Origin of the sequence: Burkholderia aenigmatica (genome assembly GCF_902499175.1) — a bacterium.
Lineage (GTDB): Bacteria > Pseudomonadota > Gammaproteobacteria > Burkholderiales > Burkholderiaceae > Burkholderia > Burkholderia aenigmatica.
Genome location: NZ_CABVQC010000012.1, coordinates 15,320 through 37,353 on the forward strand (window position 1 = coordinate 15,320; position 22,034 = coordinate 37,353).

Annotated in this window: 23 protein-coding genes; 5 read left to right on the plus strand and 18 right to left on the minus strand. The window is 65.1% G+C overall.

Annotation, left to right across the window (positions count from 1 at the left end):
• The first annotated feature begins 51 nt into the window (after window positions 1-51).
• The 3 genes from BDO18943_RS10975 to BDO18943_RS10985 all read left to right on the plus strand — a co-directional run bounded on the left by BDO18943_RS10975 (window position 52) and on the right by BDO18943_RS10985 (window position 1,873).
• Window positions 52-270: a hypothetical protein gene (locus BDO18943_RS10975; protein ID WP_011356211.1), complete on the plus strand. Its 219-nt coding sequence runs from the start codon at window positions 52-54 to the stop codon at window positions 268-270.
• A 139-nt stretch (window positions 271-409) separates the two neighbouring features.
• Window positions 410-931 (plus strand): PTS sugar transporter subunit IIA, encoded by a 522-nt coding sequence (locus BDO18943_RS10980; RefSeq protein ID WP_175022308.1) that lies wholly within the window; start codon window positions 410-412, stop codon window positions 929-931.
• Between the two features lie 48 nt (window positions 932-979).
• Window positions 980-1,873 carry an amino acid kinase family protein gene (locus BDO18943_RS10985; RefSeq protein WP_175022309.1) on the plus strand — a complete coding sequence of 298 codons (894 nt, stop codon included), beginning with the start codon at window positions 980-982 and terminating at the stop codon, window positions 1,871-1,873.
• A 58-nt stretch (window positions 1,874-1,931) separates the two neighbouring features.
• On the opposite strand, the gene BDO18943_RS10990 is transcribed toward BDO18943_RS10985, so the two are convergent.
• The 8 genes from BDO18943_RS10990 to BDO18943_RS11025 all read right to left on the minus strand — a co-directional run bounded on the left by BDO18943_RS10990 (window position 1,932) and on the right by BDO18943_RS11025 (window position 10,126).
• Entirely contained in the window at window positions 1,932-3,932 is a 2,001-nt protein-coding gene (locus tag BDO18943_RS10990) for a family 2A encapsulin nanocompartment cargo protein cysteine desulfurase (protein ID WP_175022310.1), read from the minus strand.
• Window positions 3,907-4,839 (minus strand): family 2A encapsulin nanocompartment shell protein, encoded by a 933-nt coding sequence (locus BDO18943_RS10995; protein WP_021156739.1) that lies wholly within the window; start codon window positions 4,837-4,839, stop codon window positions 3,907-3,909. Before BDO18943_RS10995 ends, BDO18943_RS10990 begins: the two co-directional genes overlap by 26 nt.
• Before the next feature lie 138 nt (window positions 4,840-4,977).
• Window positions 4,978-5,199: a helix-turn-helix domain-containing protein gene (locus tag BDO18943_RS11000; protein ID WP_089453685.1), complete on the minus strand. Its 222-nt coding sequence runs from the start codon at window positions 5,197-5,199 to the stop codon at window positions 4,978-4,980.
• Between the two features lie 8 nt (window positions 5,200-5,207).
• Window positions 5,208-6,149 (minus strand): serine O-acetyltransferase EpsC, encoded by a 942-nt coding sequence (gene epsC, locus BDO18943_RS11005; RefSeq protein WP_175022311.1) that lies wholly within the window; start codon window positions 6,147-6,149, stop codon window positions 5,208-5,210.
• 32 nt (window positions 6,150-6,181) lie between these two features.
• On the minus strand, window positions 6,182-6,652 hold the full coding sequence (locus tag BDO18943_RS11010) for a rhodanese-like domain-containing protein (protein ID WP_175022312.1): 471 nt from the start codon (window positions 6,650-6,652) through the stop codon (window positions 6,182-6,184).
• A gap of 501 nt (window positions 6,653-7,153) precedes the next feature.
• Window positions 7,154-8,356 carry an RNA-guided endonuclease InsQ/TnpB family protein gene (locus BDO18943_RS11015; RefSeq protein ID WP_175022314.1) on the minus strand — a complete coding sequence of 401 codons (1,203 nt, stop codon included), beginning with the start codon at window positions 8,354-8,356 and terminating at the stop codon, window positions 7,154-7,156.
• 184 nt (window positions 8,357-8,540) lie between these two features.
• Window positions 8,541-9,086 carry a cytochrome P460 family protein gene (locus BDO18943_RS11020; RefSeq protein WP_175022315.1) on the minus strand — a complete coding sequence of 182 codons (546 nt, stop codon included), beginning with the start codon at window positions 9,084-9,086 and terminating at the stop codon, window positions 8,541-8,543.
• Window positions 9,083-10,126, minus strand: coding sequence for an alpha/beta fold hydrolase (locus BDO18943_RS11025; RefSeq protein ID WP_175022316.1), 1,044 nt, complete (start codon window positions 10,124-10,126; stop codon window positions 9,083-9,085). The genes BDO18943_RS11020 and BDO18943_RS11025 overlap by 4 nt, the downstream gene beginning before the upstream one ends.
• 405 nt (window positions 10,127-10,531) lie before the next feature.
• Between BDO18943_RS11025 and BDO18943_RS11030 the strand changes: the two genes are divergently transcribed.
• Window positions 10,532-10,927, plus strand: a complete 396-nt coding sequence (locus tag BDO18943_RS11030; protein WP_175022317.1) for a hypothetical protein — start codon at window positions 10,532-10,534, stop codon at window positions 10,925-10,927.
• A 167-nt stretch (window positions 10,928-11,094) separates the two neighbouring features.
• On the opposite strand, the gene BDO18943_RS11035 is transcribed toward BDO18943_RS11030, so the two are convergent.
• From BDO18943_RS11035 to BDO18943_RS11080, 10 genes are all read right to left on the minus strand, one after another.
• The gene (locus BDO18943_RS11035) at window positions 11,095-11,349 is read right to left on the minus strand and encodes a hypothetical protein (protein WP_089453693.1); all 255 of its coding nucleotides are present in this window, start codon (window positions 11,347-11,349) and stop codon (window positions 11,095-11,097) included.
• A gap of 25 nt (window positions 11,350-11,374) precedes the next feature.
• A complete protein-coding gene (locus BDO18943_RS11040) occupies window positions 11,375-12,553 on the minus strand; it encodes an acetate/propionate family kinase (RefSeq protein WP_175022318.1) in 1,179 nt (392 codons plus the stop codon).
• A gap of 4 nt (window positions 12,554-12,557) precedes the next feature.
• Entirely contained in the window at window positions 12,558-13,496 is a 939-nt protein-coding gene (locus tag BDO18943_RS11045) for a phosphate acetyltransferase (protein ID WP_175022319.1), read from the minus strand.
• A gap of 19 nt (window positions 13,497-13,515) precedes the next feature.
• Window positions 13,516-15,858: a DUF3141 domain-containing protein gene (locus BDO18943_RS11050; RefSeq protein ID WP_175022320.1), complete on the minus strand. Its 2,343-nt coding sequence runs from the start codon at window positions 15,856-15,858 to the stop codon at window positions 13,516-13,518.
• A gap of 61 nt (window positions 15,859-15,919) precedes the next feature.
• Window positions 15,920-16,729 (minus strand): enoyl-ACP reductase FabI, encoded by an 810-nt coding sequence (gene fabI / locus BDO18943_RS11055; RefSeq protein ID WP_374101768.1) that lies wholly within the window; start codon window positions 16,727-16,729, stop codon window positions 15,920-15,922.
• Between the two features lie 320 nt (window positions 16,730-17,049).
• Window positions 17,050-17,187, minus strand: a complete 138-nt coding sequence (locus tag BDO18943_RS11060; protein ID WP_175022321.1) for a hypothetical protein — start codon at window positions 17,185-17,187, stop codon at window positions 17,050-17,052.
• Window positions 17,188-17,259: 72 nt separating this feature from the next.
• Entirely contained in the window at window positions 17,260-18,210 is a 951-nt protein-coding gene (locus BDO18943_RS11065; RefSeq protein ID WP_175022322.1) for an ornithine cyclodeaminase family protein, read from the minus strand.
• Complete coding sequence (locus BDO18943_RS11070) at window positions 18,207-19,178, minus strand: threonine/serine dehydratase (RefSeq protein ID WP_175022323.1); 972 nt, start codon at window positions 19,176-19,178, stop codon at window positions 18,207-18,209. The genes BDO18943_RS11065 and BDO18943_RS11070 overlap by 4 nt, the downstream gene beginning before the upstream one ends.
• A complete protein-coding gene (locus BDO18943_RS11075) occupies window positions 19,175-19,882 on the minus strand; it encodes a helix-turn-helix transcriptional regulator (protein WP_205187724.1) in 708 nt (235 codons plus the stop codon). The genes BDO18943_RS11070 and BDO18943_RS11075 overlap by 4 nt, the downstream gene beginning before the upstream one ends.
• 52 nt (window positions 19,883-19,934) lie before the next feature.
• A complete protein-coding gene (locus tag BDO18943_RS11080) occupies window positions 19,935-20,729 on the minus strand; it encodes an ABC transporter substrate-binding protein (protein WP_175022324.1) in 795 nt (264 codons plus the stop codon).
• A 171-nt stretch (window positions 20,730-20,900) separates the two neighbouring features.
• Between BDO18943_RS11080 and BDO18943_RS11085 the strand changes: the two genes are divergently transcribed.
• Complete coding sequence (locus BDO18943_RS11085) at window positions 20,901-22,004, plus strand: succinylglutamate desuccinylase/aspartoacylase family protein (protein ID WP_175022325.1); 1,104 nt, start codon at window positions 20,901-20,903, stop codon at window positions 22,002-22,004.
• Window positions 22,005-22,034: the final 30 nt, after the last annotated feature.

A 22,034-nucleotide genomic window follows, 5' to 3' on the forward strand; every position in this document is an offset into this window, starting at 1 on the left:
GACAGGCGCCTCGCGCGCCCCGTTCCGGTCATCTTTCATACAGGAGCAATCATGCTTGGCCTGACGTTCTGGAAACACGTGATCGGCGCGCGGACCGATGCAATCCGCGATGACAGGGCGGCTGCACACGACCGGCACCGACGGGTGTCGAGGACGCTCGTGCTGACCAGCGCCGCGGTGGCGTTCGCGGCGATCGCGTTCGGTGCACCGGTCGTCGGCATTTCGGTCTTTCTGCTGACGACGCTGCCGTTCGTCCTGTCGGGTACCTGAAACGGTACGTATCGAACGCGTCGCGCACGCCGCGACGCCATCGATACACAATTTTAATGCCGGGCCCCCGCGTATCTGACACCGTCTTTACGCGCTTTTGTCTAGGATTTCCCTGTCATCCCGACACGGAGAGATCCGCATGCAAACGCAGCAGGCCGCCATCGGCGGCCAACCCGACCTTCCCCGCCGACGCGGCGGCATGCCCGCCGCGACCCGGCTGGCCGACGCCTGCCCACCGGACAACATCCTGCTCGACGTGCCGGTCGAAAGTGCGATCCAGTTGTTCGATCTCGTCGCGCGATATATCGAGCGCAACAGTGGAGTAACCGCGGAACGGATCAGAACTGAACTGATCAAGCGCGAACAACTCGGCTCGACCGGCCTCGGCCAGGGCGTCGCGATTCCGCATGCGCGTGTCGACGGTCTTCGCTCGGCCATCGCGCTGTTCGTTCGCGCGCAGTATCCGTTCACCTTCAACGCACCGGACAGCAAGCCCGTGCGCGAATTCATCGTGCTGGTCCTGCCGAAAGAAGACGATCGCGCCCACCTCGAACTGCTCGCCGACGCGGCGCGGTGTTTCAGCGAGCGCGCGTTCCGGCAGGCATCGCGCGACGCGCAGACGCCCGACGACATTCACCAGCTGATGCAACGCCCGCATTGATGCCGCACCGTGCGGCGACTGGCACTCCCTTCATCCATTCGGATTCCCATGTTCCCAGACCCTGAAAGTCCCACTCTTACGTCCCGTCGCGTGGCCGGCCTGGCCCGCTCGCTGCCGTTCATGCAGGCCCTGCACGGGCAAACCGTCGTCATCGTCGAGGGCGGCGCCGCGCGCGACGCGCGCGCCCGTCAGGCATTCGCGCAGGATGTCGCGCTGCTCGCCCTCACCGGCGTTCGCCCGATCGTCGTCCAGGGTGGTCCGGCCGCGTCCGGTACGCAATCGGTCCACATCGTTCACGCGGCGATGGCGGGCGTCAATCACGAACTGGTGCGCCTGATCGGCAGTCACGGCGCCAAGGCAATCGGCATCGACGGTCACGACGGCGGCCTGCTGGTCGCGAGCGCGGATTCCGACCGCATCGGCACGAGCGCGGTCGCACGGTTCGACGGCGCCGCGCTGAACGCGTTTCTCGCGAACGGGCTGGTGCCCGTCGTGATGCCGGTCGCCCCGGACGACGCCGGCCATGATCACCTGCTGCCCCCGGAACGGCTCGGCAGCCTCTTCGCGCAGCGCACGGGCGCCGTGACGCTGGTGATGATGGTCGACAGCACGCTGTTGCACGAACTCGGCGAGCTCGCCGGGCTCTACGGCATCGCGGAACTCGAGCAATGGCTAGCCGAGCATCCGGCCGCCACCGCTGCGCCCTGCGTGCGCGAAGCGCTCGACGCGCTCGCGCATGGCGTGCGGAACGTCCATCTCGCCGATATCGGGCAACCCGAATCGCTGATCGACGAACTGCTGACGGAGGAAGGATCGGGCGTGGTGTTCTGCCGTCGCGGCAACACCGATCTGCTGTCGGAAACCCGCCGCTACTTCGCGGATTCGGCAAGCGTGCTGCGTGACGGCTTCAGCGTCGAGCAGAAGCAGGTCGTGCGGTTCTGACTTGCGTAGCGATCAAGCGCTTGCGGCGACCCGCACGGGCCGCCGCAAGCGAATGACGTCAACGCCGCGTCGCAAGCCGCCGCACGACGCTCACCAGTGCATCGACCTCGTCGCACGTGTTGTAGAACGCGAGCGACGGCCGCACCGTTGCCTCGAGCCCGAACCGCCGCAGGATCGGCTGCGCGCAGTGATGCCCCGAGCGCACCGCGATGCCCTCTTCGTTCAGCGCCTGCCCGACTTCCTCGGTCTCATAGCCCTTCAGCACGAACGACAGCACGCTCGCCTTGTCCCGCGCGGTACCGACGAGCCTCACACCCGGCACCGGCGCGAGCACGCTCGTCGCATACGCGAGCAGGTCGTGCTCGTAGCGCGCGATATTCTCGATGCCGACCCGGCTCACGTAGTCGAGCGCTGCACCGAGCCCCACCGCATCCGCGATGTTGCCGGTGCCGGCCTCGAACCGGTTCGGCGGCGGCTGGAACACCGTGCGCTCGAACGTCACGTCCGCGATCATGTTGCCGCCGCCTTGCCACGGCGGCATGTCGTCGAGGATCGCGCGCTTGCCGTACACGACGCCGATCCCGGTCGGCCCGTAGATCTTGTGCCCGGAGAACACGAAGAAATCCGCATCGAGCGCCTGCACGTCCACGCGCATGTGCGAAATCGACTGCGCACCGTCGACCAGCGCCTTCGCGCCGGCACGATGGGCAAGCTCGACGATCTCCTGCACCGGCACGACCGTGCCGAGCGCGTTCGACACCTGCGTGACGGACACGATCCTGGTGCGGTCGTTGAGCAGCTTCCGGTATTCGTCGAGCAGCACCTGCCCCGAATCGTCGACCGGAATCACGCGCAGCTTTGCGCCCTTGAGCGCGGCAAGCTGCTGCCACGGCACGATGTTCGCGTGATGCTCGAGATGCGACACGACGATCTCGTCGCCTTCGCCGACGTTCTGCACGCCCCACGTCTTCGCGATCAGGTTGATCGCCTCGGTGGTGCCGCGCACGAACACGATCTCGTCCGGCGACGATGCGCCGATGAAGCGCTGCACAGTTTCCCGTGCATGCTCGTACGCATCCGTCGCGCGGCCGGCCAATGCGTGAGCCGCGCGATGGATGTTCGAGTTCTCGTGCGCGTAGAAGTACGCGAGGCGGTCGATCACGGCCTGCGGCTTGTGCGTCGTCGCCGCATTGTCGAACCACACGAGCTGCTTGCCGTTCACGCGCTCCTGCAGGATCGGGAAATCACGGCGGATCGCATTCACGTCGAACGGCGGATGTGCGCCGCGATGCAGCGGGCCTTGCGGCTCGGCTGCGTGCGCATCGTCGATGAAGTAACGCGGCACGTCGGCACCCGATGCGCGCGACACCGGCACGTCGCGATGCACGGCGAGCAACTCGCGCAGCGCATCGTCACCCGGCAACCCGAATGCTTCCGGCGATGCGAGGCCGTTCGACGGCACGACGATATCCTGCGGCGTCGCCTGCCAGCCCTGCAGCGAACCGTCGGTGAAGTAGTACGGCGATGCCTTTGCCGCGCGCTCCGGTGCCGGCGCACTCACTTGCGGCACGCCGAGCGCCGCACCACCAACGCGCGGTTCGAGCGCGGGCGCGATCGACACCACGTTGTCGGGCAGCCCGTTCTGCGCGGCCGCATGCGGCGCGAGCGCCGGTGCGCGGTTGCCGAGCGACAGCACGTGGGTCGGGGCGGACGGCGCGAGGTTCGCGCCGGGCACTTTCCCTTGCGGAAGCGCGAGGCCCGGCACGCCGGTGCCCGCGCCGCCCGGCCCCGCGAGCGGCGAGCCGCCCGGTACCGGGTTGCTCACCGACGCGAGGATCGGCGCGGCGGCCGGCAACGCCGACGGCACGCCGCCAACCGCGCCACTGCCCGCCGACAGCCCAGGCGCGGTGGCCTGCCCGGGTGGCGTCGCGAAGAACTCGGACGCGAGCCGCGCAAGCGCCGCGGGATCGGGCAAGCCGGCCGGCAGCGGCGCGTGCGGCAACGCGTGCGCGTCCCCGCCGGCCAGGCCGGGATTAACGGTAGGTGTCGGGATAGTCATGGAACTTGGCGATTTCGACGTCATCGAGGACAGCCAGCGCATCCGGCGAATGGACCGCGAGCGAGCAATACAGCGAGATCAGGTACGACGCGATCGCCTGGTTGTTGATCCCCATGAAGCGCACCGACAGGCCCGGGCCTTGCTCGCCCGCGACACCCGGCTGATACAGGCCGACCACGCCCTGCCGTTTGTCGCCGACGCGCAGCAGCAGGATCTTGGTCTTGCCGTCCGCGACCGGCACCTTGTCCGACGGGATCAGCGGAATGCCGCGCCACGTGAGGAACTGCGAGCCGAACAGGCTGACCGTCGGCGGCGGCACGCCGCGACGCGTGCATTCGCGGCCGAACGCGGCGATCGCGAGCGGGTGCGTGAGGAAGAACGCGGGTTCCTTCCACACCTTGGTCAACAGCTCGTCGAGATCGTCCGGCGTCGGCGCGCCCGTCAGCGGGAAGATCCGCTGGTCGTCGGTCACGTTGGCCAGCAGCCCGTAGTCGGGGTTGTTGATCAGCTGGCTTTCCTGCAGCTCCTTGATCGTCTCGATCGTCAGGCGCAGCTGTTCCTTGATCTGGTCGTGAGGACTGCTGTAAAGATCGGAGATCCGCGTATGCACATCGAGCACCGTGCTCACCGCGTTCAGGAAGTATTCGCGCGGCTGCTCCTCGTACGGCACGAAGGTCTGCGGCAGCACGCTTTCGTCCTCGAGCTGCGTGCACGCGGCGCGCACGGCCTCCGGGTTCTTCACCTGGTTCAGCCGATAGATGCCGGCCTCGACCGGCACCCATTGCAGCAGATGGGTCAGCCAGCGCGGCGTGATCGTGGAAAGCTGGGGGACGGTCTTGGTAGCGTTCGCTAGTTGGCGGGCGGCGTGATCGCTCAGCGCGGCCGTGCCGCTTGCAACGGTCGACATGTGTGGCTCCGGGTTCTTAAGATGAAAAACGGGATTGCTTATGACGCTCGGTGATTATCGGAAGCACACACCTGCCGGCTCAACATGCTATAGCCGTCATGTCGCGTGCAACCGAAAGGGAAACGAAACGGGGCGGCCTCAGGTGACGTACACGCCCGGCAGCAGCGTCGAGATCGACACGTCGAACGCGCGCGCGATCTTGTCGGCCGTGACGATCGATGCGATCGCCTCGCCGCGCTCGATCTCGCCGACATACGAGCGGTTCAGCCCCGCGTGTTCGGCCAACTGCTCCTGCGACCACGTGCGCGCTTCGCGCAGCTTGCGCACGTTGGCGCCGAAGTGATGGATGAGGTCGCTCATCGCGCCTCCTAGGCGACACGCGCCGCCGCGCGCGGCGCGGCGTTCGCTTCGCTGCGCAGCACGGCCTGCGTGATGTTCTCGCCTGCCGGTACATCCTGCGTGAGCCACACGTTGCCGCCGATCACCGCGCCGCGCCCGATCGTCACGCGGCCGAGGATCGTTGCGCCCGCATAGATCACGACGTCGTCCTCGACGATCGGATGGCGTGCGAGCCCTTTCTCCAGATGGCCGGCCGCATCGCGCGGGAAGCGTTTTGCGCCGAGCGTGACGGCCTGGTACACGCGCACGCGCTCGCCGATGATCGCCGTCTCGCCGATCACGACGCCCGTGCCGTGGTCGATGAAGAAACCCGCGCCGATGCGCGCGCCCGGATGAATGTCGATGCCCGTTTCCGCATGCGCCTGCTCGGCGATGATCCGCGCGAGCAGCGGCAGGCCAAGCCCGTACAGCTCGTGTGCGAGCCGGTGATGGATCATCGCGAGAATGCCCGGGTAGCACAGCAGCACCTCGTCGACGCTGCCGGCCGCCGGATCGCCGTGGAACGCGGCCAGCACGTCGCTGTCGAGCAGCCGGCGGATCTCGGGCAATCGCGCGGCAAATGCCTGCACGGCTTTCGACGCGACTTCGTCGACGCTATCGAGCGGCGGTCCGTCCGCATTTCGCTGGCGCGCCGCGTAACGCAATTCGAGCGTCACCTGCGCGAGCAGCGCATTCAGCGCCGCATCGAGCGCATGAGCCACGTGGAAGTTCTCGCTCTCCTGCCGCAAATCCGGCGGCCCGAGCCGCATCGGGAACAGCACGCCCTTCAGCGCGCCGATGATTTGCGCGAGCGCCTCGCGCGCCGGCAAATCGCGCCCGCCCGGTTCAAGCGAGCGCCGCTGTTTCTCGCGCCATGCGCGGCGCACCGTCTGCAGCGATTGAACGATGTCGTCGATGTCGAATGCGGCCATGCTGCTTTCTCCCTGTAACGGCCGTGAATCAATCAGTCCTGCGCCCACGGCAGGCCGCGGAAGCGCCAACCGTTGTGGCTACCGCGATGCTGCCGCTCGTCGAGGTCGCCCTCGAAACCTTCGAGCACGTTGAATACCTGTGTGAATCCACCCTTCGTCGCGGCTTCGGCTGCCTGTGCCGAGCGGTTGCCGCTGCGGCACAACAGCAGCACGACGGCCTCTTTACCCGTCTTCGCTTCCAGCTCGCGCACGAAGCGGGGGTTGCGCGTCAGGCTCGTGCCGGTCGCCCACGGCACATGCAGCGACTCCGGCACGCGGCCGACGAATTTCCGTTCCTCCGCCGTGCGTACGTCCACCAGCAATGCGTCTCCAGCCAAGAACAACGCCCACGCGGCTTGCGGCGCGACGCCGCCCGCATAGGGTGTACCGGCCGCCGCTGCCGCCGCGCGCGCGTCTTCGAGCGCCTGCTGTGCAGCGGTTCGTTCTTCCAATGCAACCGTCATGACACTTCCTTGTTTTCGTAGATTCGTATGAACAAAAACACCGGGAATTCGGCCGTTGCAGCTTGCGTGCTGTCTATAGCCGTCAGCGCCACTATGCGAGTGCGGCCGGGGAAGCAGAACCAATAAAAATTCATTTCCTAATCAGCGGCGCGGGGAATGCAATAGCGGACGTGCGCTATCGGGGCGGGGTCGCTGGCGAGCAGGACAAGCGGGAAGGTGGCCGTTCGATGTCTCGCATCGAAGGGGTTTGAAAGGAATGGAGAGACGATCAGGATCGCAATGCGCGATGTATCGCCACGGTTAGCACACACGCTCTCCCAATCAGCGGAATCCCCCTCGGACACGCCGGTTGTCGAATCGTCGTCGTGTGAGGACACCGTGTTTGTGCTCTTCCGGTTAGCCGCTCGGCGAAACCTCAGACGACACCAGAACGCGTTTCTTGACATCCTTCCCGGCCTAAGGGCTGGGAACTCCTACTGCTCTGAAACGATGAAGCCCGTCTCAGATCGCTTCGGCGGGTTCCTGCTTCATCAAGCGGCCTGACTGCGCCGGCTCTCCACAGGCTGCAACGCGGTGTCCCCGCGCCAGTATGTTGATCGCACCGACCACATCGGCGTTTTCCTCGAAGCCGCAGGCCGTGCACACAAACCGCGCCTGATTCCGCCGGTTTTCGGTCGACATATGATTGCAGACCGGGCACGCCCTGCTTGTGTTCTGCGCAGGTACTGCGACGAGCCAACCGCCTTGCCATGCCAGCTTGTAGCCCAGTTGGCGACGGAATTCGAACCAGCCCTGATCGAGGATGGATTTGTTCAAGCCTGACTTGGCCCGAACGTTTTTTCCCGGCATGTCAGCGCTGCCAGCCGCCGACTTCGACATGTTTCGTACCCGCAAGTCCTCGATGCACACCATCGCGTGATTTTTGCTGATCGTGGTCGTGGCTTTGTGCAGGTAGTCCCGGCGTGCGTTACCAATACGGGCATGGATACGCTGGATATGGGCTTTCGCTTTCTTCCAGTTACTGCTGAACTTCGTCTTTCGACTCAGCGACCGCTGTGCGCGACGCAATCTCGCTTCGTGCTGCTTGTAGCTGTTGAGTGGCGCAAGGTAGCTTCCGTCACTCATCGTGGCAAACCGCACGATACCCATGTCGATACCTAATGCACCACCGGCCTGTGGCACCGGTTGTTCGACTTCACGTTCGGTTTGGATCGAAACAAACCACTTGCCTGCGCTCAGGCAAATTGAGGCATTGCGCAGGTCGCCCAACACGTCCCGACTGTTGCGGTATCGGATCCATCCCAATTTGGGCAAGAAGATGCGATCGTTAGCCTGATCGAGCTTGATCTGCTTTGGGTCAGGGTACCGGAAACTATCGCGCTGCCCGCGCTTTTTGAACTTCGGAAGCGCCGCGCGCTTGGCGAAGAAATTCTTGTAGGAGCGCTCCAGATCCTTCAACGAATGTTGCAACGGATGCACCGGAGCGTTTTTCAGCCACGGTGTTTCTGAACCGTTGCGCCACGCTGTCAATTGCTTAGCCATTGCCACATAACCGATGAACCTACCGCCTGCTTCGTGGTTCTCCTTCTGCAACGCCAATGCCTTGTTGAAGACGAACCGGCATGCGCCGGCGATACAACGCATATCACGCTGTTGCCCGCTGCTGGGAATCAGTTCGAACTTGAAGGCTTGGAAACGTCGCATCCAGATATCGTACCGTTGCCTTTGAAAACGTCCAACGAAAAATGCTTCCGGCAAGTCGATGCTCGACGTGCCAATCGCGTCATTTGCTTCGCCCCGAAGCGTTCCGCCGCTCTCTACACACCATAAGAGAATCGTGCCCGCACATGGCGCGCCCTTTCCTTCCACTTCACACCGCCACGTCCCATCACGGCGCGAGCCGCGTGAACACGTAGTCGTGATTCTTCACACGCGCCTGGTGGCACGCAAAGCACGTCTGATGCTGGCCGATATCGGCCGGCACGCCGTTGACGAAGCGCCCGAAACCCCAGCCGCCCGTCGATGCATAGCGGCGCGAGTCCTTCACCATCACCTGCACGGTCGTCGCCTGGCCGGGCACCGTGGCCGGCGCGAACTCGTCGGACTGCTTGCGCTTGTACGCGAGCTTCACGAGGATCGTGCCGTCCGGAAACGGCAGCGTCGCCTGTTCGAGCGCACGGATCGCGACGGGATTGCCGAGCACCACGCGTAGTTCATCGAGGGGAGCGGCTTCCTCGGCCGGCGCAACCACTTCCCACTTCCGGTAGCCGGGCGGAATCGTCACGCCGTAGATCGGCGACGCGGCAGCGGCCGGCTTCGGCTGCTCCGCGAACGCGGCCGGGCCGCTCGCCGACAGCGCGCCAGCCAGCAGCACGCCCGCGACCAACGCACGCCGCGCGCCGCGACGCACCGCCCCCACGCGAGCCCGCCTCACAGATGCTCCACGTGCAGGATCGCATCCGCGAACGCCTGCGGCGCTTCCTGCGGCAGATTGTGGCCAATCCCGCCGGTGATCGTCCGGTGCTGGTACTTGCCCGTGAACTTCTTCGCATACACGGCCGGCTCCGGATGCGGCGCGCCGTTCGCATCGCCTTCCATCGTGATCGTCGGCACCGTGATCGCGGGCCCGGCCGCCAGACGCCGCTCGATGTCGTCGTACTGCGCCTCGCCCTTCGCGAGCCCGAGGCGCCAGCGATAGTTGTGGATCACGACGGCCACGTGATCGGGGTTCTGGAACGACGCGGCCGAACGCGCATAGGTTTCGTCGGAGAACTGCCACTTCGGCGACGCGAGTTGCCAGATCAGCTTGTTGAACGCGTCGCGGTTCGCCGCGTAGCCAAGCTCGCCGCGCTCGGTCGTGAAATAGAACTGATACCACCACTGGAATTCGGCCTGCGGCGGCAGCGGTTTGCGGTTCGCCTCCTGGCTGCCGATCAGGTAGCCGCTCACCGACACCAGCGCCTTCACGCGCTGCGGCCACAGCGCCGCGATGATGTCGGCCGTGCGTGCGCCCCAGTCGTAGCCGCCGAACACCGCTCGGTCGATCTTCAGCGCATCCATCAGCGCGACGATGTCCACCGCCGTCACCGCCTGCTGGCCGTTGCGCACCGTGTCGGCCGAGCGGAATGTCGTCGAGCCGTAGCCGCGCAGGTACGGCACGATCACGCGATAGCCGGCCGAGACGAGCAGCGGCGCGACTTCCGCATAGCTGTAGATGTCGTACGGCCAGCCGTGCAGCAGGAACACGACGGGGCCGTTCTTCGGCCCGAGGTCCGCATACCCGACGTTGAGTACGCCCGCGTCGATCTGGTGAATCGTGCCCAGCGACGCGACGCCGGCCGAGCGCTTCGCCGCCGGCGCATCAGGCGCCGACTGCGCATGCGCGAGGGCACTGAAGCCGAGGTCGGCGAGGCTCAGGCTCGCGAGTGTCGTACCCAGGATCAGGCGGCGGCGGGTGTTCACGGTGTCAGGCATGACTCGTTCTCCATGGTCGATCGCTAAGGAAGGGGCCCCGCGGCACGTGCGGGTGCTCGGGAAGCGTCGTTCTCGGCGGCGGCGCTGGCACTGCGCCGCCGTGTGAATCGCTTCACCGGATTTATATCCGATCCATCCGGAGGCTTTGTATCCCAACGTATCTGTGTGCGAATACGACACACGGGGATTCAAAAATTGCGTGGAGAACGACTCTTTCGGCCCGCCTCAAGGCGCCATCGGCCCCGTGGCGCCGCCGTTGGCGCCCGCGCCGAAACTACCCGGCGATCGCGGGCACATGCTCGCGCCTTGAAAAGGCGTGACCGGAAACGCGTGCGCCGCCCATGCAAGATTGCGGCGATACTCCGGGTACCGGGGTGACATCCCATTCGACTTCAGGTGATCGGTTTGACCCATGCCAATGAACAACGCGTCCCCGTACAACGGGCAAGCCCGAACAGGCCGCCGCTCTGGCTCGCGACCATCCTGACCGTGTTCGGACTGGCAGCGCTTTCGCTTGCGTCGTTCTTCGGTTTCTCCACCGGGTATTGCAATGACCTCGGCGGTGCCGTGGTCTGGGTCGTGCTCTACACGGCCGCCGCCATTTATGGCGTCTTCAAGCTCTATCGGGATGTCTTGCCGGTCGGACTGGTTGCCTGCATCGCGCTCGCCGAGGTCGTCCGGCGACTTCAGCGCTTCAGGGTCACGTGGCTTCGATTTCTGATTGCGCTGCTTTGTGTCTATGGCGCCACGGCACTGCTCGCCTGGCTGGGGAGTTCACACAGCGACTGCCGCGTTCTCTGACGCGCAAGGTCATGCAGGATGACCGCACGTATCGGCGCGACTGCGCTACCTGACGTCCGCCGGCAACATCGCGGATGCGTGATGCCGTCAGGCATCGCCAGTGAACGCGGGCCACCTGACGGCCGGCCCGCCGTCACCGCGAGCACCACGCCGATACACGAAGCCATTCACGCCTTCCGATCCGGCAGGATATGCGCCCGAATCGACCGCCCCCGCCACGATATGTGGTCGATCCGCGCCCGCAGCGTGTAAAGCCCCACCGACGTCAGCGTATTGAACCTGAGCAACGCAATGGGATCGCCAATCCCGGCCGGCACGCGCTCGATCGCATCGAACAGCGGGAACCCGTGCCGCTTCAGGAACGCGCCGACTTCGTCGTCGCGTGCGTGTTCTTCGACATTGACCAGCAAAAGTTCGGCCATGACGGCTCCTTTTCTTGTTCGTTCGTCACCGGATCAACCGGCGCGTATGTTGCGCGATCATCAGTTCCTCGTTGGTCGGGATCACCCAGGCCGGTACGCGACTCGACGCCGTCGCGATCAGCGGCCCGTCCGCGCGGTTCGCTTCGACGTCGATCTCGACGCCGAGCCAGGCCGCGCGGCGCAGCACGCCTTCGCGAATCGCCGCCGCGTGCTCGCCGATCCCCGCCGTGAAAACGATGGCGTCGATGCCCTCCATCGCGGCGGCCAGCGAACCGAGTTCGCGCGCGATGCGGTAGATGTACAGTTCGATCGCGAAGCGCGCATGCGGATCGTCGCTCGCGAGCAAGGTCCGCATGTCGCTCGACAGGCCGGACACGCCGAGCAGCCCGGAGCGCCGATAGAGCAGATCCTCGACGGCGCGCACGTCCATCCCGAGTTCGTCCATCAGGAAGAGCACGACGCCCGGATCGAGGTTGCCGCAACGCGTGCCCATCGGCAATCCGTCGACCGCCGTGAACCCCATCGTGCTCGCGACGCTTTTGCCTGCCACGAGCGCACACATGCTCGCGCCGTTGCCGAGGTGGGCGACGACCGTGCGCCCGCGCGCCGCCTGCGGCGCGACGTCGGGCAGCACGCTCGCGATGTACTCGTACGAGAGCCCATGGAAACCGTAACGTCGCACGCCCCGGCTGGTGATCGACGCGGGCAGCGCGAACGCCTGGGTCACCGCGGGCTGCGTGCTGTGGAACGCCGTATCGAAGCAGGCCACCTGCTCGATACCGGGCTGCACCGCTTCGAGGATGCGAATCGGCGTGAGGTTGTGCGGTTGATGCAACGGCGCGAGCGGGGTGAGTTTTTCCAGCTCGGCGACGATCTCGGGCGTGACACGCACCGGGCCGCTGAAGCGTTGCCCGCCGTGCACGACGCGATGGCCCACCGCTGCGAGACGGTGCCCTTCCTGATGATCCTCCAGGAACGCGGCGATCTGCGCGAGCCCTTCGTGATGGCCGAACGACTCGCCGCCGGCCCATTGCCGCTCGTGACGTTCCGCGTGATGGTCGACCGCGCTGAAGTGCGCGGTGGCCGTGTACAGGCCATCGACCTGGCCGTGCACGATCAGCCCGAGCGTGTCGCCCTGCACGTCGAATGCGGAAAACTTGATGCTCGACGAGCCGGCATTCAACACCAGAATCACGTCTGCCATGGCGTCACCCTGCGCGCCTGGCCGCTTCACGCTGCCCGTTCGCGACGAGCATCGCGACCGCACAGGAAGCCAGCCGGGTGATCAACGAATCGGCGCGACTCGTGAGGATGACCGGCACGCGCGCGCCGAGCACGATCCCCGCCGCGTCCGCGCCGGCCAGGAACGACAGGCTCTTGGCGAGCATGTTGCCGGCTTCGAGATCCGGCACCATCAGCACGTTCGCGTGCCCGGCCACCGGCGAATCGATCTGCTTGATGCGCGCGGCCTCGGGATCGATCGCGTTGTCGAGTGCAAGGGGGCCGTCGACGAGCGCGCCGGTAATCTGCCGCCGATCCACCATCTTGCACAGCGCGGCGGCTTCGAGCGTCGACGGCACTTTCGGGTTGACCGTCTCCATCGCCGAGAGGATCGCCACGTAGACCTGCGGAAACGCCAGCGCATGCGCGAGATCGATGGCGTTCTGCAGGATGTCGACCTTTTCCTCGAGCGTCGGCGCGATATTGATCGCCGCGTCGGTCACGATCAGCGGATCGGCGTGCGCGGGCACGTCTATCACGAAGCAATGGCTGATGCGCCGGCCCGTGCGCAGCCCGGCATCGTGCCGGACCACTTCGGCCATGAGTTCGTCGGTGTGCAGGCTGCCCTTCATCAGCGCGGACGCCCGGCCCTCGCGTACGAGTCGCACCGCCGCCGCTGCCGACGCCTCGCTGTACGGCGTATCGACGATCTCGTGCGCGCGGATCGACAGCCCGAATTCCGCGGCGGTCGCTTCGATACGTGCACGCGGGCCGACCAGGATCGGGTCGATCAGCCCCTTGCGCGCCGCCTCCAGCGCCCCCTCGAGCGAGCTTCGATCGCACGGATGCGCGACGGCGGTCGGCATCGGCGCCAGCGTCTGGCAGTGTTCGATGAGGCGCTGATATTTCTCGTGTCTGTTTTCCATCTCGGTTCCTTGCCGGCTGTCACTGCACACGATCGGGGGCCGCTACCGGCCCCTTGGCCGGCCGCATCGCGGGCGGTGCGCCCAGCACCGCGCGGATGCGTTGCAGGGCCGCCCACTGCTGCTCGCTCACCGACGCGCTTTGCACGCGCGGATCGCCGAGCAGCTTGTCGAGCACCGTCAGTAGCCGCCGGCGGTCCTCGGGCCTGGCAAGCAGTGCCGGCAGCGTGGCGACGGCCTGCTGCGGCGCGTAAGTCGCGATGATCTCCTGCTCGCCATAGATGCGCCGCCACTGATCGGCCGGCAGGTCCGGCAGATACTCGGCGTAGGTTTCCGCGAGTTCGCGCTCGGTCGCCAGCTGCGCCAGCGGAAACGGTTCGCCGCTGCGTTCGAGCAGAAACGCTGCGCGCGCCACCGCTTCGGTGTAGCCGCCCCGGTCGATCGATGCGAGCGCCTCCTTCACGAACGGCAGATCGCGGGGATCCGTCGCCACCGGCGAAGCGGCATGATGGTCACGATACTGCTCAGCGAAATGCAGCATGAAGGGCTGCGTGTACAGCGTAAAAAACAGCGACTCGGTACTCGCATCGCGCATCGCGCGGAAAAAATCGAGCGACGCACTGACGATATCGGAGCCGCGATGTTCGAGCTTGCGCCACGGCTCGATATCGTCGGCCGGCTGGCGGTAAGCCCTGACCGTGTCGGCGGCCGGCTTCAGCCAGCCAAGCCACGGATTCAGATCCGAAAACGCCCAGCGCTGAAAGCGCAGCGGATGAAAATCGCGCAACAGGCGTGCCGTGGTCTCGTTCGATGCCTGCTGCACGAACGGCTGCATGAACAGTTCATAGGCGCGCTGCGTGAATTCCGACAGCTCGGCGACAGCCTCGAACGCATGTTCGTCCTTGCGCCCGAAGCGGTTGAAGTGTTGCGCGATCTCTTCGAGACGGTGCTCGGCGAAGGTGACCTCGTAAGCGATCTTCCCGTCGGCGCCTTTCACCTCCTCGATCGACATCGCATAGAGGCCGGGCGGCAGCGTTTCGACGGCATCCAGCACGCTGACGATCTGCGCGTGCTCCTTCTTCGCGACCTTGCCCGACACGAAGATGCCGAGATGCCCGACATCCTCTTCCATCAACCCGATGATCACCTGCCCGCGCGACTTGATCTCCTCCGTGCTGCCGTAGATGTCCGCGACCCAGTTGAACGCCTGCTGCGGTGGCGTGATGTTGTCACCCATCGACGCGAACAGGATGATCGGCGAGCGGATCTCGCGCAGGTCGAACGCTTTGCCTGCCCCGTCCCGCACCTCGCCGGACCAGAGCTTGTTGCCGATGAACAGGTTGCGCGTGATCCACTCGATCTCTTCGCGGTTCATCAGGTAGTAGCCACCCCACCAGCGCTCGAATTCGAGGAAGCGCGGCGGCTCAGTGTCGATGTTGTCGTACACGTGGTAATACTTGTCCCACAACGTGTTCGCCGGGTTCAGGTTCTCGAAATTCTGCACGAGATAGGCGCCGTCGAACTTGCCGTTGCCGAGGTCCGACGAGAACGACGCGAGCCAGGTGCCGCCGAGCAGGCCGCCGGCATAGCGCATCGGATTGTCGCCGGGCCCGTCGCTCCACGCACCGCTCCAGTACGACATCGGGGCGCCGTTGATGACGATCGGGCCCGTATCGTCCGCCGACGAACTTGCGAGCATCATCGCGGCCCACCCGCCCTGGCAATTGCCGACGATGGCCGGCTTGAGGCTGTCCGGATGCAGCGCCCGCACTTTCCGGACGAACGCCTGTTCCGCCGCACACACGTCGAGCAGCGTCTGGCCGGGCTCGGGCTCCTGGAAGAACACGACGAAGTACACGGGATGCCCCGCGCGCAACGCCACGCCGACTTGCGAATCGTCCTTGAAGCCGCCGATGCCCGGGCCATGCCCCGCGCGCGGATCGATGATCAGGTAAGGCCGCTTGCTGGCGTCGACGATCACGCCGTCCGGCGGCTGGATGTGAACGAGCGCGTAATTGACGGGCCGTTCGAACTGCCGGCCGTCGAGCACGACTTCGTAGTCGAAATGAAGCACCGGCTTGAGCCCCTGGGCCGTGCGCTCGACGTATTGCGTGCCGCGCTCGCGCAGGGTGTCCCAGAACAGCAGCGAGCGCTGTACGGCATCCACCGCGTAATGCCACGCGCTCAGCGGCGAGAAAGGCGCGGCAAAGGGGGCGGCACCCGGGTCGCGGCTGTCGCTGCCGTCGAGCGCTTCGCCCAACCGTTTCCCGTATTGTTCCAGCGCGTGCTGCGTGCGCTTTTGCAGGACATGGGCAATCTCCGTGGCGATCTCATGACTGCGCGCCAGTTGCGTGGCAGCATCCATAACACTGTTCTCCAGAGGGGCAAGGTAAGTCTCGACGCATTCCGGGAGCGGCCGCCTCGCGTCAGCCGAGCACGTGCATCCCCGCGTCGATGTAGTGAACGCCGCCGGTCATCGCACGTGCGGCATCGCTGGCAAGAAAGGTGCACAGCGCGCCGACGTCGTCGATGTCGAGCGGCCGGCGCAACGGCGCGCGCCGTGCGGTGTCGTCAAGCAGGTGACCGAAGTTCGGCAGCCCGGAGGCCGCCCGCGTGGGCAACGCGCCGGGCGAAACCGCATGCACGCGGATGCCGGCCGGCCCCAGTTCGACCGCCAGGTAGCGGACGGTGGCTTCCAGCGCCGCCTTGACCGGCCCCATCACGCCGTACTCCGCGATGACCTGGTCGGCACCGATATAGGTCATCGCCATCAGGCTGCCGCCGGACGTCATCAACGGCTCGGCAAGCTTTGCCATCCTGATGAACGAGTGGCAGGAGGTATCCATCGCGAGGGCGAACCCTTCCGGCGAGCTGTCGACAACCCGCCCGTGCAGATCGGCCTTCGGTGCATAGGCAACGGCATGCAGCAGAAAATCGAGGCCGCCCCACTGCTCGCCGATCATGTCGAACACCGCGTGCATCTGGTCGGCCCGGCTCACGTCGACGGGCATCGCAATCGCCGGCTTCAGCTGTTCCAGCAGCGGCTCGACAAACGGCAACGCCCGGTCGGATTGCCAGGTCACGGCCAGCTCGGCGCCTGCTGCGTGAAAAGCTCGCGCACATCCCCACGCGATGCTCTGCTCGTTCGCCATGCCGACGACGATTCCCCTTTTGCCTTCAAGGGGCCGCATGCCATTGCCGGACACGCGCGACTCGCGCACGTCGTGATTCGTCATCGCGAAACCTCGGGTCGTATTTTTTCACTGCGCGAAACTATAGAAAGGTCGATTTACCTTTCTGCCGCGAGCCAATAAACAGGAGGAGCAGTCCGCACGCATGTGCAGTCGCGAATCATTGTATTGAGGGTTTCAATACACCAGATCATTCGTGCGATATATTTTTGATTTTTATCAAAATCGCTTTTCAATCAAATAATTACGATGGAATGTTTCTGTCGGGAAGGGTGTATTTCATCGATATGTCATTCAATCGTGTGCGGAAGCGCCGTGCGGCTTCCGCACTCCCCGATCCGATCAAGTCGCGGCCGTTTCCGCTATCAGGCGGCCACTTTGCCGGACGACGCCAGCAGCGGATAACGAGACCGCGTTGAAGTGATGCGCGCGATCCTCCGATCGATCCGCATAGCGGCCGTCGCGACGCTCATCATCCAGGATAACGAAATGGTGTCGCGCATCGCGTCACGCGGAAATACGGGGCTTTCCGGCGAGAGGTGCGGAGGACACCTTGCGCCGGAAAATCGGGGCACTCAATTGCCGTGGCTGACGACACTATCCGCGATCTGAGCGTCCTGCACCGCGACGCCCGTCAGGTCGGCAACGGTGATTTGCGTGGTATCCCGGTCATCTCGCGCACGCCCGCCTCGCGCGAGCACATCGCCCAGTTCCAGCAGGGCGCTTTCCTGAATCAACCCGGCGGACAACGCATGTGAAATCTCGCCGTACTTGCTGCATTGCGCGATCGAATCGACGACGATCGCATGCGCGCTCGCGACGATCCGCGCATCCAGCTCCTGTTTTCCCGGGCCGTCGGCACCGACCGCGGTGATGTGGGTGCCTGCGGCAATCCATTCGGACTTCAGCAGGGCTTCGCGCGACGGCGTCGTCGTCACGATCAGGTTCGCGTGTCGCGCAACCGACTCAGGGCTGTCGTGCAACGTGACGTGGAAACCTTGCGCCGACATATCGGCCACGAAGCGCTCGCCCCGTCCGGCGTTCGGCCCCCACGCGTGGACGTCGCGGCAGGTCGTGACGGGCTTCAGGTATTCGAGCTGGAACCGCGCCTGATCGCCCGTCCCGATGATGCCGATGCCGCGCACCTCGCGTGGCGCCAATACCCGGGCGGCCAGCTGGCCGGCGATCGCCGTGCGCACCGATGTCAGCCATCCGCCATCCTGGAGCAAGCCGACAGGCTCGCCCGTTTTCGCGGAGAAAATCATCACGAGGCCGCTGTTCGTCGGCAAACCCGCGGCGGGATTGTTGTAGAAACCGGCCGACACCTTGACGGCGAAAGTCTCCGCGCCTTCGACATACGCCGACTTGACGCAGCAATCGCCGTTGGCCGCGGCGAAATAGAAGTTCTGAATCGGCGGAACGAGCACCGCCTTCCGCGAATAGGCGATGAACCCCTGCTCGATCATCCGCACCGCGCGATCGGCGTCGAAGCGCGCAACGATCTCGTCTTTGCTCCAGATCTTCATTGCACCGCCTCGATGAATTTTTCCAGCACGATGTTCCGGCCGCACAGAATCACGGCCACCGCACGCCCCTGGTATTCGGGCGCGCGCTTCAGCATCGACGCCAACGCGACGCCCGCCGCGCCCTCCACCATCCAGCGGTCGGTCTGCGCGACACGCTTCATGGCGGCCTTGATTTCTTCTTCGGTGACGAGCGTCGTATCCGAGATCACGTTCCGGCCGATGTCGAACGTGATGGTGTCCGGTTCGATCCCGCCCGCGGTGCCGTCCGAAATCGTGTCGAGCTCTTCGCTCTCGACAATCTTCCCCGCCTTCAACGAGCTGTAGAGTGCCGTCGAATTGGCCGGCCAGCATCCGACGACTGCCGCGCCCGGAATCAGGCGGCGGACGGCCGTGCCGACGCCGGAAATCAGCCCGCCGCCGCCCACCGACGCAAACACCGCGGCCAGTTGCACGTGTTCCGCGCGCGCCTGCTCATGTATCTCGATGCCGATCGTGCCTTGACCGGCGATCACGTCGAGATCGTTGTAGGGGGAAACGAACTTCATCCCCTTCAGTTGCGCCTGGCGAGCGGCTTCCAGTTCGACGCCGAGATTCGAGTCGTCGAGGGTCACGACCTCGGCGCCGAGCGCACGGATGGCCTCGAGCTTGACCGGAGAGGCCGTGCTCGCCGCGTAGACCGTGACCGGGACACCCGCCAGCTTGCCCGCCAGCGCCACGCCCTGGCCATGATTTCCGCTCGACACGGTCAGGATACCGTTGCGCCGCGTCTGCGGATCCAGGAGCCGCACCTTGTTCGTCGCGCCGCGAAACTTGAACGAGCCGGTATGTTGCAGGTGCTCGCACTTCAGATACACCTGGCACCCGGAAGCCGCGGACAGCATCGGGCTGAACGTCAGCGGCGTCACGGCCACCTGAGGACGAATCGCGCGATGCGCTTCCTCGATCCGGTCAAACAAATCTTCCGTCACCCTTCACCTCTTAGCTCTTTCAGATAGTTGAAAATCGTCGCACGCCCCAACGCCAGGACCTTTGCGACATAGTTCGCGGCGCTCTTTCCGTTGAACGCGCCTTCCGCATACAAGGCCGCCACGAGTTCGCGCTTATGCTCCCGTGTCAGCATCGACAGCGCGAGCTTGCGCTCCTGCAGCCAGTGATCGAGGAAGACATTCACCCGATCCTGCCAATCGTCGCGGAACAGCTTCTCCGGCTGCGGCTGCAGCACCGCGCTCGACAACAACAATTCCAGGGCCTGCTTGGCCTGATCGAGCGCGGCCTGGTGAAAATTGATGCACATGACCCCAACCGGCTCACCGGCCTCGGTCCGCAACACCGCACTGATCGAGCGGATCTTGCGGCCGTCCCAGCCCAGCTTTTCGTACGGGCCGATCACGTTCTCCCGCTCGTCGAACCCGATTTCCTCGAGCGCCGAATCGTCGCCGACCTCCCGCTTCGACAGATTGTTCGCCACATAGGCGACCGTTTGCGTCGCAAGATCGTGAAGCACGACTTCCGTATAAGGCTGGAACAGCAGTGCGATCGCATCGGCAACCGCGCGGTGCGGGGCAACCTGCCCCATACCCGCCTGTCGCTTGCCGCGCTTCGTCGGGCTCGCCTTGGTCCGATCGCCGGTCTTGCCCGTGGCGCTGGTGGCGGGCGTGTGTGCTCTGCTCATGTCTGTTTTTCCGAATCGATGCAGACCTGACGCAGTACACGTCCGTCGCCGGTCAATGCACGGCCAGGTCCACCGTAAAGTACTTGTTCAGAAGCTGCCGATAGGTGCCGTTGCGTTTGAGTTCGGCAAATGCACCATTGAGCGCCTCGCGAAGCTGGTTGTCGCCCTTGCGCACCGCAATGCCGACACCCGTGCCGATGATTTTCGCATCATTGACGGGGTTCCCGGCGAAGGCGAAATCCTTTCCGTTCGGCTTGCTCAGGAAACCGAGGCTCGCCGACGTCGCGTCCACGAACGTTGCATCGATCCGCCCCATCGCGAGGTCCGCATACGCCTCGTCCTGGGTCTGATAGCTCTGGACGTTCACATGCTTCGACGCCCACATCTGCTTCGCATACTGTTCCTGGATCGACCCCTGCAACACGCCGACGCTATGCCCCGCGAGTGCCTCGGGCGTCGGCCGCAGCGCGCTGCCCTTGCGGGCGACGAGCTGGGCCGGCGTCAGATACAGCGGCACCGTGAAATCCACGAGTTCGGCCCGCTTCGCGTTGATGTTCAACGCCGAATCGATGGCGTCGAACTTGCGGGCCTGCAACGCGGGGATCAAGCCGTCGAACGCGTTCTCCACCCACACGCATTTCGCCTTCAGTTGCGCGCAGAGTGCATTCCCGAGGTCGATGTCGAAGCCCTGGAGCTGCCCGGACGTCGCCTTCGATTCGAACGGGGGATAGGCGGCTTCCAGGCCGAACCGAATGGTCTTGATGCCTTCCGCATGGGCCCCTGGTCCCCACATCGCCATCGCCGCAAGCGCAACCGCGAATATCGCGCGAACTCCGTGCTTCCCCATCGCTCTCTCCTCACACCGGGTTAGGTCCATGAAACGATCGATGCGGCGGGCGCGTCGCGTCTTCAGGAACGAGACCGAATTGCCCGACCACCTTGCCGTCGACGTCGATTGATCGGCATGTACTTTTTAGTCTAAACTGGATTTTGTTATCCATCAAGATGGATGCACCCCGTGCCAACCCTGTCCTCGCTCCTCGAAACCGGGGAGCGAGCCGCTGCATCCGGCGTCGCCGTCACGCGACGCACTCCCGTCACCGCAAGAGGTTTGTCAATGACGCGACTGAATATCGACTGGCAGCTCGACGGACGCCAGGCGGCCTACCTGGAACTGCCGAGTTCCACCAACACGAGCGCCTGGCAAAATCTGCGCATCCCGGTCTTCTTTTTCCGGAACGGCGTCGGACCGTCGACGCTGCTGCTGGGTGGAAGTCATGGCGATGAGTACGAAGGCCAGATTGCACTCTCGAAGCTCGCGCATGCGCTCGATGCGCGCGCGCTCGCAGGCTCGGTCATCATCATCCCGTCGTTGAATTTGCCTGCCGTACTGGACGGCGCCCGCCTGTCTCCGCTGGACAACTGCAACCTGAATCGGGAGTTTCCGGGCAACGACAGAGGCTCGGTCACGCAGCGCCTCGCACATTTCATTTCGTACGAACTCGTTCCGCGCGTCGACCATGTGGTCGATCTGCATTCCGGTGGCCGCACGCTGCGCTTTCATCCGTGCATGTTCGTTCATGAGCAATCCGATGCATCGCGCACGGCTGCGTTCATCGACGCGGCGAGAAGCTTCGATGCGCCCTTCACGGTCGTGCTGCGCGAGGATCATGCCGACGTCATGATCGACGATGTTGTGGAACGCGCCGGAAAGCTGATGCTGGCAAGCGAACTCGGCGGCAGTGCACTGGTCACGCCGTCGACGATCAAGCTGACGCATGACGGGCTGCATCGGCTGCTGCGGCATCTCGGACACTTCCGTCGCGCGGACTGTCGAACGCCGGCGCCTGCGTCCCGCGTGCTCCACGTGCCCGGCTCCGAATACACGGTGCTGGCCGACGATACGGCACTCTTCGAACCGATGGTCGAGCTCGGCGCAACGATCCGGCAGGGAGACGTCCTGGGGGTTCAGCATTACATGGACCGGACGACACCACCGGCGCCCGTTCATGCGCCACGGGAGGGCGTACTGCTCTGCCTGAACGGCCAGGCACTCGTCCGGCGCGACGATACCGTAGCGGTCATCGCCGTCCCGTTTACCGCGGACACACCGGGCAATTGACCGGCGTAACGCCGGGACGCCCCCGCCCGT